This is a genomic window from Photorhabdus khanii NC19 (assembly GCF_000517265.1).
Lineage (GTDB): Bacteria > Pseudomonadota > Gammaproteobacteria > Enterobacterales > Enterobacteriaceae > Photorhabdus > Photorhabdus khanii.
In genome coordinates, this window is record NZ_AYSJ01000013.1 from 229,343 (window position 1) to 241,990 (window position 12,648).

Here is a 12,648-nt window from a genome sequence, read left to right on the forward strand (position 1 = left end):
GATAGGGATATCGCACGATTTTTGTGTTATGCCAATATTATATTGTCTGCGAACAGGCTATCCATACTTACTCCAACCAAAGTGACTGAGTTTTGTCCAAAGGTAAACACCACATTATTGTCCACCATCTTAGCGTGATCCAGATAACTATTTTTTTCGTCACTGCTGCCTTCTGTGCCCAGAAATACCAGTTTGTCGGTTTTATTGTAGCCGTAAACAATATCTTGTCCAAAATCGCCGTTGAACAGGAAGGTATTGTTATTACCCTGACTTTTTAGCACATCGTTACCTTCACCGCCGACAAAGACATTGTTGTTGCCGAAGCCAATCAGAGTATCGTCACCATCCAGACCGAACAGCCAGGAGCCGGAGGTTTTGGAAGTGAGGGTATCATTCCCATCATTACCGGTTACTGAATTGGCGTACTGCTTCACCCCTTGGTTGGAGTGCAAACCGTCGGCTCTGACCTGCGAATTCACTTCTTTGGTCAGAAACAACCAGGTACTTTCCTTGCTTCTTATCGTGGCGATATCTGTGGCGATAGTGATATCACCGTGTGCATCGCGCAGATACAATGTTCCCGCCTTGTCATAGGCTATTTCCGCACCTTTTAACGACTTCTGTAAGTCAATAGTATTGTGGCCTTTCCCTCCAGCAATCATGTTAAATCCACCGTCATCGCGGAATATATCATTACCGTCGAGACCTTCCAGATAATCGTTTCCTTTGCCACCTTTAATCAGATCATTGCTGTTAGTACCGATAATAAAAGTACTGCCAGTATGTTTCTCTGCGTTCCGGTTTAAATCCTCTACCCAGGTATTGCCACGGGTGACGTTGGAAAGATTGCTAACGACAATCGTAGAGTCTTTATGGGTCAGGTCGTAGAACGTTGAATCCATAACCCGTTGCATACCACTCTGATAGAAAGGTGTGACATGAGAAACCCAGGTTGACAGGTTGGCAATAGAGAAGGGAAGCAGATTCCACGCGGTTGATGCGTAGTGATCGTTAAAGTTGACAATATTATTTGTCGCCGAATCCTTTGGAGCATCGTGCACGCCCACTGACGCCGCAGTAGTACTGGTACCAGTCAGTACACGGAATACCGGGTCATTCTCATATCCCACGTTCAGCACCTTGTTACCTTTCTCATACTGCGATGGTGAAGCGAAGGTTATATAGTTCGATTGAGAATAAAACCCACCCCATTTCGTCTCACTGGATCCCGCCATGCTATTCGCCGCTAACCCACCCAAACTATGGCCGCTGACCAGAACATCGCTCCCAGCCAGACCATGAGCTTTGGCGTAGTTAGCCACGTGATCTAACAGTCGGCCAAAAGCGTTTGGTGTATAGTTATTCGAATATTCTGTTTTCCCTAAACCTACCAACACATTATTAATAATATCGCCGAATGTATCGGTGATTATTGATTCCCGGGGGCCACTAGTGCCACGAAATGCAATACCAATTGATGTTAGGTTACCGTCAGCGTCATATTTTCCCATCACTTCAGCCTGGGCAGTGGAATGACTTGATTTTTCGCCATAAAAGGTACCACGAGCATCCGTTTTACCCTTATAGCCCAACTCATCAGCGCTGATAGTAAACCATCCCGCTTCGTTCAGTTTATCCCGTGCTTGTTTTTCTGCATCTGGGTTCCAGGGCAATTTAGTCGAGACGCCCTGTGAGGTCGTACTACCGATAAGTGCAGTCACCAGCGTTAATGGCATTCCCAAACCATAACCATAGTTGTAATACCCTTCGGCAAATCCACTGCCTAGATTATGGTAAGCATACCCGGAAATAGCTTTAGCGTCAGAAAATAACTCTTTAGAAGTCGTGTCATCAAAATCTTTATACTGAAAAACACCCATGATGCATATCCTTGTGAGGTTAAAATAAGGTTAAAAGAGTGTTCTAAAAATATTAACGAACTAGGTAAGTATAGATCTATGTGAGGATTTTAAAGAGTAACCATCTGTTAATTTATAAATTAGTGAGCCATCATGAAAATTTGATATTTTTACAAATTATATATTGCAAAAATATTGTTTATATGCTAAAAGGTTGCACGAATGAGAATAAACCTTCTGACATTTTTATCATCAGTGACTAAAAGATAGATAGTGAATAGTCCACGCCATTATAAATAGAGATCTATTAATTCCATTTAATACTTATAATAAAAGTGTGGATATGTGAATTCTGGTGGAGAAATTCTATCGCTGATTCACTAAATTGGTTTACGTAAAGTAAACTTCTATTTGTTAGAATAATGAGATTATAGCGTAAATATTATTAATTTAATAAATGTTTTCTTAAAAATAGGTTTATTTAATAGATTTAAATCTGGTTTTAAAACTGTTTTTATTTATTTTTTATCTGGGTTTTTATGGATAAACATAATAATAAGATTATTATTATGTTTTTGTTTTAATTAAAATTAAATTGTAAAAACAAATAATAAACTTTCGTTTTGATATTTGTTGTGCGAATTTTTATACAGTCTTACAGACGAATCTATCATGGATAAGTTGTTGCTGTTAGTGCAATAGATTCTTTTTCTCTCTATAATGTATTTTTCCCACGTAGTTCCACCATTTATCTACGAGATCTAAACATGAAACACTCCCCATTGCGACGTTCGCTGTTATTAGCAGGTATTACTCTTCCTTTGGTCAACTTCACTTTTCCAGCATGGGCTGGTGCGATTCCTTCATCACTGCATCAACAACTTGCTGAGTTGGAAAACAGAACAAAAGGTCGTCTGGGGGTGACATTGATTAATACTGCGAATGGTCAGGAGATCCAATACCGGGGGAATGAACGTTTCCCTTTCTGTAGTACTTTCAAGCTGATGCTGGTGGCAGCGGTGTTGCATAAAAGCATGTCCCAATCAGAACTGTTAGCAAAACATATCAATTATAGTGAGTCCGACTTACAGTCTTATGCTCCAATTGCCCGCAAGAACCTGAATCAAGGTATGAATATCACACAATTATGTGCCGCAACATTGCAATACAGCGACAACACTGCGGCGAACTTGTTAATTAAAGAATTAGGTGGGTTAGCAGCGGTGAACCACTTTGCTCAAGGCCTTGGTGATAGAGCGTTCCGGCTCGATCGCTGGGAGCCTGATTTGAACAGCGCTATTCCCGATGATCCCAGAGATACCACAACACCAGCGGCAATGGCGACCAGTGTGAAGAAAATCGTGCTTGGAGAGACTCTGGCTGCACCACAACGTGAACAATTGGTTGGCTGGCTCAAAGGGAATACCACTGGAGATGCCAGTATTCGAGCCGGAACACCGGACGGTTGGGTCGTTGGCGATAAAACGGGTGGCGGTGATTACGGCACCAGTAATGATGTCGCCATACTTTGGCCACCAGAAGGGGGATCACCTGTAGTTCTCGCGGTTTATTTTACCCAACATCAGAAAGACGCTGAGTCACGCCGTGATGTACTGGCTTCAACTACGCGATTGGTGATGAAGCATTTGGCGTGATTTTTTCTGGAATACAGGTAATTGTGCTAAGAGTGTCAGTAACACCAAAGTTGCCTCCTTGATAATTACGTAGTAACGTACCTACATAAATTGATTGTTATATTAGGAGGTACTATGTCAATCACAACCTTATCAAGCCGAGAACTCAACCAGGATGTTAGTAGGGCAAAGAAGGCTGCCAAAAGTGGTCCTGTGTTTATCACAGATCGCGGCAAGCCAGCGCATGTCCTGCTGACTATTGAGGAATATCAACGGATCACGAAGCAACGCAGAAACATCGCTGATGCTTTGGCAATGCCCGGTGTTGAAGATATTGAATTCAATCCGGCGCGAGCTACCATTAATAGCCGTCCGGCTAATTTCTCATGATGTTTGTTCTTGATACCAATGTCGTGTCCGAGCTTCGGAAAGTTCAGGCGGGTAAGGCTAATACTGGGGTTACCTCATGGGCTGAAAGTGTTGATGCAGCGGAGCTTTTCCTATCGGCCATTACCATTATGGAGCTGGAAACCGGCATCTTACAGATTGAACGGCGAGACATAATCCAAGGGGCATTATTGCGTTCATGGTTTAACCACCATGTCATACCGGAATTTACTGGGCGGATCTTACCGGTAGATACGGCTGTAGCGTTGCGGTGCGCCCGGCTGCATGTACCTGATCCATGCTCAGAGCGTGATGCACTTATCGCGGCAACCGCACTCGTTCATGGTATGACCGTCGTCACACGGAACGTGGCCGATTTTGAGTTGACTGGAGTGCCAATATTGAACCCTTGGATTTAGTTAGTTTTTGTATGTGGACGTTATCTTTCGGGAAAGTAGCCTCTGCCACATAGAAGAAATTTAACATTCCCACCCTAAAATACATTAAAATTATTTATAAATATTATCTGGTATCTTATAATGCCGAGTATGAAATATTTACCAATATAGAAGAAAGTGTCTCAGTTCAGAGATACTTTTTTGCTAAATTAAGATTATTACCCGTGATGAGTTTTGCACTTTTATCGAATTTCTCAAATTGCCAAAAAAAGCCATTAACACTACAAAATATCTGGCCTTTTAGGTGGATAAGGCTCTCTATGAATCTGACAAATTACTCAGTATTTCAAGGCTATTGAAATCATGAAAGCGAGAGTGAGGATAGTCATCGATGAACTCGATTTTCAATATATGATTTACATCACAATGTCAATAAAAAAACAATTAATTTAATTGTAACATTAAAGTAAATTTGTTATTTTATTGTTGCGCAAAAGTTATGGGCGCAAGGTGAGTTTGTTCGGTGGAGGTTATCATGTGCGAAGATAGAAAGACGGTAATGGAAAGCAATGGTGATCAGGCAGGGGCTAACGTCGAAGATCTCGGCTTAGAAGTTGTAGAAGACATCCCCCAGATTTCAGGGGCGTGTCCTGTTCGTCAAATTTGTCATGCTTAATTAGGCTAATCTGATGACTGACATGCTTCAATACAATGCCTTGATTTCAGCATTGTCTATGCAACGATTGGAACCGCTTTATCAACACATCTGTGCTCATGAATCCTCCAGTGCTGCATATGAATATAATCCCGTCGAGACGCCGTGCAAAATGGCTCCTCTTTTATTGAAGAGGGTTTTCGAACCGGTAATTTTCGATGATGCTCTATTCTTTGATTTGTTTGCCAGCATGTCTACAGAAGCTGAACGGGCTATCAGTGGTTTGTTTCGAGTGTATATTGACGGCATGTTGAGCCCTCAGTACGAGAACGAGGTTTTATTTAATCATCCTCGGGTGGGAGAGGCTTTCAAGGACTATGTATCCAGAGCTACTGCTGGAAACAAGTTCGGCATTATTGTGAATGGTGCTGAACAATGGTCTGATCCATTGGCTCGGATGGGGGCTCGCATTTTCGCGCCGGTTGTCGAAGCTCAAGGCGCTTGGCGGAGTACGGTTGAGGTGACGTTATTTATCGGCAACTACGGCTACACGCCTTTTGGCATTCACATTGATGATCCCTACACCTCAATTGTCCATTTCCATACTGGCCCCACGACCAAGGAGATGACCCTTTTCAGCCGAGAAGAGTTTCATCGACTGAATGGTGAACGAAAGAACTGCTTCCAGCCGGAACGCTTGGTACCTCATGGTAAAACCTTTGTCATCGAAGCGGGTGATGTCTTTTTGCTGCCACCGCATTGGTACCATATTGGTAATACAGAGGGTTTCTCAATTGGTATTGCATTTGCGATATCAAAGTATTCAGCTACCAAGGTAACTGCGAATACTCTTCAACATGCCATTACCGAAGAAGGCCTGCGAGGTTCTATTGATGAAGTCGTGGAACAGGCCGAAAAGGGTGCGTATTCTCAGGCGGGGTGGTTGAGACGAATATATGCTGAAAATATGGCAAGAGCCTCAAGCCGCCGGCATCTGCGCTATTCTTACGTTCGTTTCCAGGATGACATGATTACGCCGGATACACGCTGGATCCGCGACCCTGACTTTCCGATAACCACTATTGAGGTGGACGAGGATTTACTGGTCTTTGTCCACGGGAACCACATTCGCCTCGTTCGAAATGAAGTGAGTATCAGATTATTGAAGACCATTCCTGAGATACCATTCAGTGCGCGCGATCTGCATGCAGAGCTTGAAGGACGTGTGTCGCTGGATGCACTGCTTGTTACGGTGAAACAGTTGCGCAGGCTGGGAGGATTACTGCCGGCTGGGTTATGTTTAATCAACGTCTGAATTGTAAAGGTTGGGGCGGTATTGTTTTGTTGTTGCTCGGGATGGTGATGATTAAATTGGCGTAGATTTTAAGTGGTTAATTATAATAAAATGATAACTTCAGGTAACATTTGATTCTTTCGGGTTAACTGAAGCTTTTTAATATCTTGGTAACTCTTTAAATGCTCTCAAAACTCTATAGAAAATGGATTTAAAAACTGTCTATGCCAGAGCAATTTTTTATCTATTTCACTTAATTCGGCTTCTTCACAGATATTATCCCAATTATCTTGGATTATTGATATTTGTCTATTGAAGATTTCTTTTGCTTTCTCCTCTGATATATTAAAATTATGTGCAGTTTCTAAACAAGTTCGTAATTGACTTAGATTTTTATTATCAATTATTAGCATCGCTTGAGATGCTTCATTACCAGCTCGACCCTGAGGACAGATGTCATAAGCAGGGGTTAAACTTAAATTTTTGCCATCCCAAAATGCGGAGTGATTCCGAGCGTGATCATCCGTATTACCACACAATATATTAAAAACTAATCGTGAAAATAGCTCCTCTAATGTCTTTTGGGGATTAGTGAAACTATATCGTATAATCTCGGCTAATTTTTCATAACTAGCATATCTAGCCATCATATCATCTAATCCAAATAGAGTTAGAGCAGAGACCATTGATTTTCGTAACCAACCGTTTTGAGTATGTTCTCGGTCAAATCGTTTAATGAGTAGTACATCTTTATTTGCAGATGTTGTTAATTTTACTGAGGCAACATTAATGCCGGATAGTTCAGCGAGTCTCATAGCAATAAACTCTGTTTTAACCACACTGTAAAGATCATTGCTTGAGGAAAATTTAGCAACATATTTGCTGTTTTTATCCTCAATGAGTGCTTTGGGACGTGCTCCACCAATTGAACTGCCATGAAAAAGTGCTTGGTCTAATTCTGGTGTTAGTAGTAGACCATTTTCAACTCGTTCTGCTGATTGAATAAGTTCTTCCAGACTGGCATTCTTTATAGATCGGGGAGTATATTCGGATGGGGACAATTGAAAATCTAAAGCGCCTATACGGTCAGATCCAGATTCAAGAAGGTACGTTATTTCATTTAATGTAGCAGTTTCTGTATCCGCTCCTTTTAACCCTAATATTTTGTTTATGATAACTCTACGACCCCACGCATCAGGAGATGCGTCGCGGATACAGCCAGGCATTGTTAGGTCACTCAATGGGGCTATGATACCTGATTTTAATGGTAATTCCGGTTCATAAATTGAGATAGGTAGCGGCTGGCTATTTAATCTTTCAAGGTAACTTTTACCATAGTTAAATAAAATGCGGCCATTAAATTCTTCTAGGCGGCCAGCTACTACTGGCTCAGTTTGCTCTGGTAACCATATCCAAACATAAACTTCTTTGTTGTTAGAAGTCATCGTATACCACTCTCTTTTCTTCTTGAATGCGTTGTGGTAGCAAAGCCAGCTTATCTCTTGTTTGTTCTATACGTGCTGAGATAGGAAATTTATCCCTTTCAAACAAGTTGATGCCTACAAGATTAGCTAGCTCAAATGCTAGTCCTATAGAACAGCCCATATCTCCTTTTTCAATTTTTTGCAGTGTAGTTCTGGATATACCCGCACGTTCTGCCAAATTCTTTTCTGACCACCGACGTTGTTTTCTGCCTAGCTTGATTTGTTCTCCGAGTAGCATGGCTGCTTCTTGGGAGAATTTAGAATAGGCTCTATGTTTTGACATACTCCCTCCTTTTGACTTTTATTTTGGTCTTTATAGGCTTTAATGAACAGTATAGTGGTCATTATAATGGTTTGTTGAAATGAGGATGTCAATATCACATGACCATTATAATGACCATGTGAGGTACAAGGTATGGGAGTAAAACTCAAAGGATTATTCTTATAGGGGTCGTTTGGCGAAAGGGAAATTAAAGTACGCTAAGCAAAGAGTGTCAGGTTAAACTATGCTTCAAACTGGCACTCATGGCTTAGTGTACTATTTTTTCCGAATTCTGTAGTTACCCGTAACTGAATACCCATAATTCAATCAAATGAAATGCCAATTTTTTAAGTACGCCTAATAAACTTCCCTCCATTGCGACTCGTTAGAAACACATTATCTTAATTACATGTATATATATACATGTAATTAACATTATTTTAAAATGATAAGTGCAATGCAATAACAACCTGTTACATGATTGAGTCATACAACAGCTTGTTTTTACTTTCTTATATTAAATCTAACTTACATGAGAATGACATGATGACAGTATCTCCCAAACCCAATCTTCAGCTTGTCTACGTATCTGATATCGAACGTTCGACAGCTTTCTACCAGACACTTTTCAATTCTGAACCCGTGTTTTCTAGCCCCCGCTATGTGGCATTTGCTGCCGACAGCGAAGCACTGTTTGCTATTTGGTCTGGCGGAACCAAGCCAGATGCTGCTGTCCCGCGGTTCTCTGAGATCGGCATTATGTTGCCATCCCACGAAGATGTAGATCGCCTCTTTGAGGAATGGCGGAAGAACCCCGGCATCAAAATCGTGCAAGAACCTTATACTGAAGTTTTTGGTCGTACTTTCCTCGTTGAAGATCCTGACGGTCATATTATTCGAGTATGCCCCCTGGATTAGAAGCTAGATTAACTTCCCTGGCACGACTGCGGTGAAAATTTTCTTAAAGGAGTTTAATCAGGAGGATTAAATTCCTTTTTCTGAGACACCCTTTATATTCATGAAATTATTAAAAATAAAGCTAAGATAATTGATTGCTTTTCAGAATTGAAAAATCACATTTACCCACTTATTTCTTACCTCCTATTTTTCTCTTTATTCTTTAATAAAAAACTTTAAAATCTAACAAATCGATAATCAATATGACCATTTCAGGTTAATTATGATGAAAACCATAATTAACCCTTTAATTACATCTATATTTTAATTTTTCTGACTAATCAGAATTTCACTTCTAAAAATAGTAGGTAAAAAATAGGACAAGTATGAAAATACATTTTAACCACAATGCTGTGTTTTTAATTTTATCTTTAAATACAAACAATTAAATTAATTTACAAGGTTTACAATATTATATTTAACCCCGTAAGTATTGCATTAAATTAATATACATGAGAACTTATTTACCAGCCGACACACGGTGGGTTTTAAATATCATTAAATGTGTCACAGCATATTAGATTGCTATAAATAGACGTTAATTGATTTCTTCGTCTATCTCATCTTGTTCGGTTATTCAATCAGGTTTGGTGCGGTTTAACGTAAGTTTGCACTTCCTGTCATATATAAAGGTATAAAGGTGCCATGAATACTCAACGTAAGCTTGATAAAGTGAGACCGCCCCGAGTTCAGATTACTTATGATGTTGAATTAGGTGGTGCGGTCGAGAAAAAAGAATTGCCCTTGGTCATTGGTGTCATTGGTCAATTTGCTGAACAATCAATTCCTATGCGTGAACGTCGTTTCATGCATATTGATAAAGATAATTTTAATGCGGTGATGGAAGGTCTGACGCCTTCATTGGAATTACAGGTTGAAAGTGCGCTGCCTGGGCAAAGCGGATTTATTAATGTCGATTTGCAATTTAAATCAATGGCGGACTTTACCCCAGAGAATTTGGCGAAACAGATTGAACCGCTACGTAATTTGCTGGAGGTTCGCAGCAAATTAAGCGATCTGAAAGGCCGTGCATTGAGCAATGAAAAATTGCGCGACCGTCTGGCGGAAATTCTTGCTGAACATGCGGACAAATTACCACAGGTAAATGAAGAGACGGAAACGCCAGCCACAGAAAATACGGCGGATGACGTCACTCCGGAAAATAACAATGCACAGTGAGGAAAACATGGAACAGAGCGTTGTTGAACAGCAAGAATTGAAAACGACGGAAACCAGTGGTGATTTTCTTGATCAGATTATTGATAACACCCAAGCCATTCGCCGGGAAGCCGATCGTGATCGGGTCAAAAGCCAGCTTGACCAGTTTCTGGCCGAAGTAACGTCAGGTTCGCTGGTGGTTTCTGGTGATTTAGTAAACAGCATTGAAGAGCGTATCGCCGCGATTGACGCACTGATGTCCGCTCAGCTGAGCAAGGTGTTGCATCACCCAGAATTACAGCGTCTGGAATCGTCTTGGGTAGGGCTTAAGGGATTACTTGACCAGAGTGAAACTAATAATACCCAGATCCGAATGTTGAATGCGACAAAAACCGATTTGATTAAGGACTTTAAATCGGCGTCTGATTTCGATCAGTCAATGTTGTTTAAGAATGTTTACGAGTATGAATACGGTACCTTTGGTGGTGAACCTTATTCAGCGTTTGTCGGTGATTTTGACTTTGATAACAGTCCGGAAGATCTTTATTTACTGGAGCAGATTTCCCATGTGGCAGCGGCAGCCCATGCCCCGTTTATCAGTTCAGCCAACGCAGGTATGTTAGGGCTGAATGATTTTGGTGAACTGCCACGTCCACGTGATTTGTCCAAATTGTTTGAAACATCCGATTATCTGCGCTGGAAGCGTTTTCGGGAATCCGATGACTCCCGCTATGTCGGTTTGACTTTGCCGAGGGTGATTGGCCGTTTACCTTATGGGGCAAAAACCATCCCGGTTGAACAATTCTGTTTCGAGGAGCAGGTAAAAGAAGGGGACAGCAGCAGTTATCTGTGGATTAACGCCGCTTATGCACTGGCGGGCCGTATGGTGGCTGCGTTTGAACAATATGGTTGGTGCGCGGCAATTCGCGGTGTGGAAGGCGGGGGATTGGTAGAGGCATTGCCGACCCATCATTATTCCTCTGTGTCCGGTGAAAAGATGCTGCAATGCCCGACTGAGGTGGCCATTTCTGATCGCCGTGAAAGAGAGTTAGCGGAATTAGGGTTTATTCCTCTGGTTTATTATAAAGGTACTGACTATGCCGCCTTCTTCTCGGTACAGTCGCCTAACAAACCGAGGAAATATAATTCTGACCTGGCAAATGCCAACGCAAAATTATCGACACAATTGCAATACATTATGACGACTTCTCGTTTCGCCCATTATTTGAAAATGATCGTGCGTGACAAAGTGGGTAGTTTTATGTCCCGCGGAGAATGTCAGTCTTATCTGCAAAGTTGGATCAACCAATATATTGTTGGTTCTGATACCGTCGGCGCAGAAATTAAAGCAAGCCACCCATTGCGTGAGGCAAGAGTTGATGTTGTTGAAGTTCCAGGAGCACCTGGAACATATCGAGCGGTAGCTTATTTAAGGCCGCATTTCCAATTGGAAGGATTAAGTATGTCTTTACGGCTGGTTGCTGATTTACCGCCGTCATCGGCAGCTTGATTATTCTATTTATTAAAATTTATCCTATTTATTATAACGGAGCAGTTAATTATGAGTTCTTCAATTTTTTTACAAATCGATGGTATTAAAGGTGAGAGTACCGACAGCAAGCATAAAGACTGGATTGAGCTGGAGCATGTCAACTTTGGTGCGTTCAACCACGCACGTATCGCAGACAGTGGTAAACGTAAGATTACCGTTGGTGCAGCGGGTTTCCGTACCATTGACTGTGTGAAGGTGATGGACATCAGTTCTATCAAATTGTTGTCCGCAGTGGCGCAGGGTACGGCGATTAAGAAAGTGAAACTGGAAATCTGTACGATTTTCAAAGGGGAAATGCATCCTTACGCGGAAGTTGAAATGGACGAATGTATTATCTCCGACGTCCATGAAACCTGTTCACGTGGTGGTGAATTCCCACAAGAGCAGTTTTCTATCACCTATTCCAAAATTAAATGGACATTCACCCCACTCAGCCCAGACGGAACCAAAGGCAACAAAGCAGGTCCAGAAGGTTGGGATCTTATCGAGAACAAGAAACAGTAATTTTTACTGTTTACTGCCGGCCTTTGGCCGGCGGTTTCTGCCCGGAAAGATATTATGATTCAGCCCTCATTTCTCCATCGTCTGAAAGACGATTATCCACAAGATGAAAAACGTGGTGTAACGCTGAACTGGTCACGTCAGGAAGTCGTACAAAGCCTGATTTCCGATTTGAGCATGCTGTTTTCATCAAGACCGATCTCTGCAATTTCACCATTATTTGGGGAGTTGCCGAAATCAGTTTTAAATTATGGTGTTTACGATGTCATTAATGTGGATATTTCCGATGATGAACGTATTGATGCACTGAGCAATAATATTTACCAAGCTATTTCCTGGTTCGAACCACGCTTGAAAAATGTCGTTATTACATTACAGAAAAATACGCCGGAGAATATTACTTTCTGGGTGAATGGAAATTTTTTCAATGAACAGGTGGTGTTTTCTATTTCATGGAGTAGTACCGCTTATACCTATTCAATTTCATGGGATAAATTACAATAAACA

13 protein-coding genes and 1 pseudogene are annotated in these 12,648 nt (G+C 41.4%); 11 read left to right on the plus strand and 3 right to left on the minus strand.

All coding sequences use genetic code 11. From position 1 onward, the window contains the following. Positions 1-26: 26 nt before the first annotated feature. Positions 27-1,880: a polyurethane esterase gene (locus PTE_RS13060; protein ID WP_036847170.1), complete on the minus strand. Its 1,854-nt coding sequence runs from the start codon at positions 1,878-1,880 to the stop codon at positions 27-29. Between the two features lie 746 nt (positions 1,881-2,626). On the opposite strand from PTE_RS13060, the gene bla reads away from it, so the two are divergent. The 6 genes and pseudogenes from bla to PTE_RS26545 form a co-directional block, all read left to right on the plus strand. Then, positions 2,627-3,514 (plus strand): class A beta-lactamase, encoded by an 888-nt coding sequence (gene bla / locus PTE_RS13065; RefSeq protein ID WP_036847172.1) that lies wholly within the window; start codon positions 2,627-2,629, stop codon positions 3,512-3,514. Positions 3,515-3,628: 114 nt separating this feature from the next. Beyond that, positions 3,629-3,883 carry a type II toxin-antitoxin system Phd/YefM family antitoxin gene (locus tag PTE_RS13070; RefSeq protein ID WP_036847174.1) on the plus strand — a complete coding sequence of 85 codons (255 nt, stop codon included), beginning with the start codon at positions 3,629-3,631 and terminating at the stop codon, positions 3,881-3,883. After that, the gene (locus PTE_RS13075) at positions 3,883-4,299 is read left to right on the plus strand and encodes a type II toxin-antitoxin system VapC family toxin (RefSeq protein WP_036848329.1); all 417 of its coding nucleotides are present in this window, start codon (positions 3,883-3,885) and stop codon (positions 4,297-4,299) included. The genes PTE_RS13070 and PTE_RS13075 overlap by 1 nt, the downstream gene beginning before the upstream one ends. A 514-nt stretch (positions 4,300-4,813) precedes the next feature. Then, positions 4,814-4,954, plus strand: a complete 141-nt coding sequence (locus PTE_RS25745) for a hypothetical protein (protein WP_157890179.1) — start codon at positions 4,814-4,816, stop codon at positions 4,952-4,954. Positions 4,955-4,967: 13 nt separating this feature from the next. Further along, positions 4,968-6,248, plus strand: coding sequence for a cupin domain-containing protein (locus tag PTE_RS27010; protein ID WP_036847176.1), 1,281 nt, complete (start codon positions 4,968-4,970; stop codon positions 6,246-6,248). Continuing rightward, positions 6,212-6,313, plus strand: a pseudogene (locus PTE_RS26545) (multidrug transporter subunit MdtI); the annotation flags it as partial. The gene PTE_RS27010 and the pseudogene PTE_RS26545, both read left to right, overlap by 37 nt. Positions 6,314-6,415: 102 nt before the next feature. Here the strand turns inward: PTE_RS26545 and PTE_RS13085 are convergent. Further along, a complete protein-coding gene (locus PTE_RS13085) occupies positions 6,416-7,672 on the minus strand; it encodes a type II toxin-antitoxin system HipA family toxin (RefSeq protein WP_036847178.1) in 1,257 nt (418 codons plus the stop codon). Next, complete coding sequence (locus PTE_RS13090) at positions 7,662-7,994, minus strand: helix-turn-helix transcriptional regulator (RefSeq protein ID WP_036847180.1); 333 nt, start codon at positions 7,992-7,994, stop codon at positions 7,662-7,664. Before PTE_RS13090 ends, PTE_RS13085 begins: the two co-directional genes overlap by 11 nt. 522 nt (positions 7,995-8,516) lie before the next feature. Here PTE_RS13090 and PTE_RS13095 point away from each other — a divergent pair. From PTE_RS13095 to tssE, 5 genes are all read left to right on the plus strand, one after another. After that, positions 8,517-8,891 carry a VOC family protein gene (locus PTE_RS13095; protein ID WP_036847182.1) on the plus strand — a complete coding sequence of 125 codons (375 nt, stop codon included), beginning with the start codon at positions 8,517-8,519 and terminating at the stop codon, positions 8,889-8,891. A 684-nt stretch (positions 8,892-9,575) separates the two neighbouring features. Beyond that, on the plus strand, positions 9,576-10,109 hold the full coding sequence (gene tssB / locus PTE_RS13100; RefSeq protein ID WP_036847184.1) for a type VI secretion system contractile sheath small subunit: 534 nt from the start codon (positions 9,576-9,578) through the stop codon (positions 10,107-10,109). A gap of 7 nt (positions 10,110-10,116) precedes the next feature. Then, positions 10,117-11,598 (plus strand): type VI secretion system contractile sheath large subunit, encoded by a 1,482-nt coding sequence (gene tssC, locus PTE_RS13105; RefSeq protein ID WP_036848332.1) that lies wholly within the window; start codon positions 10,117-10,119, stop codon positions 11,596-11,598. A gap of 51 nt (positions 11,599-11,649) precedes the next feature. Continuing rightward, complete coding sequence (locus PTE_RS13110; RefSeq protein ID WP_036847187.1) at positions 11,650-12,144, plus strand: Hcp family type VI secretion system effector; 495 nt, start codon at positions 11,650-11,652, stop codon at positions 12,142-12,144. Between the two features lie 54 nt (positions 12,145-12,198). Next, positions 12,199-12,645 (plus strand): type VI secretion system baseplate subunit TssE, encoded by a 447-nt coding sequence (tssE, locus tag PTE_RS13115; RefSeq protein ID WP_036847190.1) that lies wholly within the window; start codon positions 12,199-12,201, stop codon positions 12,643-12,645. Positions 12,646-12,648 lie beyond the last annotated feature (3 nt).

Bases quoted from the DNA above. Each gene is read 5' to 3' on its own strand.
- PTE_RS13060 (WP_036847170.1), bottom strand. From the start codon at position 1,880: ATGGGTGTTTTTCAGTATAAAGATTTTGATGACACGACTTCTAAAGAG.
- bla (WP_036847172.1), top strand. From the start codon at position 2,627: ATGAAACACTCCCCATTGCGACGTTCGCTGTTATTAGCAGGTATTACT.
- PTE_RS13070 (WP_036847174.1), top strand. From the start codon at position 3,629: ATGTCAATCACAACCTTATCAAGCCGAGAACTCAACCAGGATGTTAGT.
- PTE_RS13075 (WP_036848329.1), top strand. From the start codon at position 3,883: ATGTTTGTTCTTGATACCAATGTCGTGTCCGAGCTTCGGAAAGTTCAG.
- PTE_RS25745 (WP_157890179.1), top strand. From the start codon at position 4,814: ATGTGCGAAGATAGAAAGACGGTAATGGAAAGCAATGGTGATCAGGCA.
- PTE_RS27010 (WP_036847176.1), top strand. From the start codon at position 4,968: ATGACTGACATGCTTCAATACAATGCCTTGATTTCAGCATTGTCTATG.
- PTE_RS13085 (WP_036847178.1), bottom strand. From the start codon at position 7,672: ATGACTTCTAACAACAAAGAAGTTTATGTTTGGATATGGTTACCAGAG.
- PTE_RS13090 (WP_036847180.1), bottom strand. From the start codon at position 7,994: ATGTCAAAACATAGAGCCTATTCTAAATTCTCCCAAGAAGCAGCCATG.
- PTE_RS13095 (WP_036847182.1), top strand. From the start codon at position 8,517: ATGATGACAGTATCTCCCAAACCCAATCTTCAGCTTGTCTACGTATCT.
- tssB (WP_036847184.1), top strand. From the start codon at position 9,576: ATGAATACTCAACGTAAGCTTGATAAAGTGAGACCGCCCCGAGTTCAG.
- tssC (WP_036848332.1), top strand. From the start codon at position 10,117: ATGGAACAGAGCGTTGTTGAACAGCAAGAATTGAAAACGACGGAAACC.
- PTE_RS13110 (WP_036847187.1), top strand. From the start codon at position 11,650: ATGAGTTCTTCAATTTTTTTACAAATCGATGGTATTAAAGGTGAGAGT.
- tssE (WP_036847190.1), top strand. From the start codon at position 12,199: ATGATTCAGCCCTCATTTCTCCATCGTCTGAAAGACGATTATCCACAA.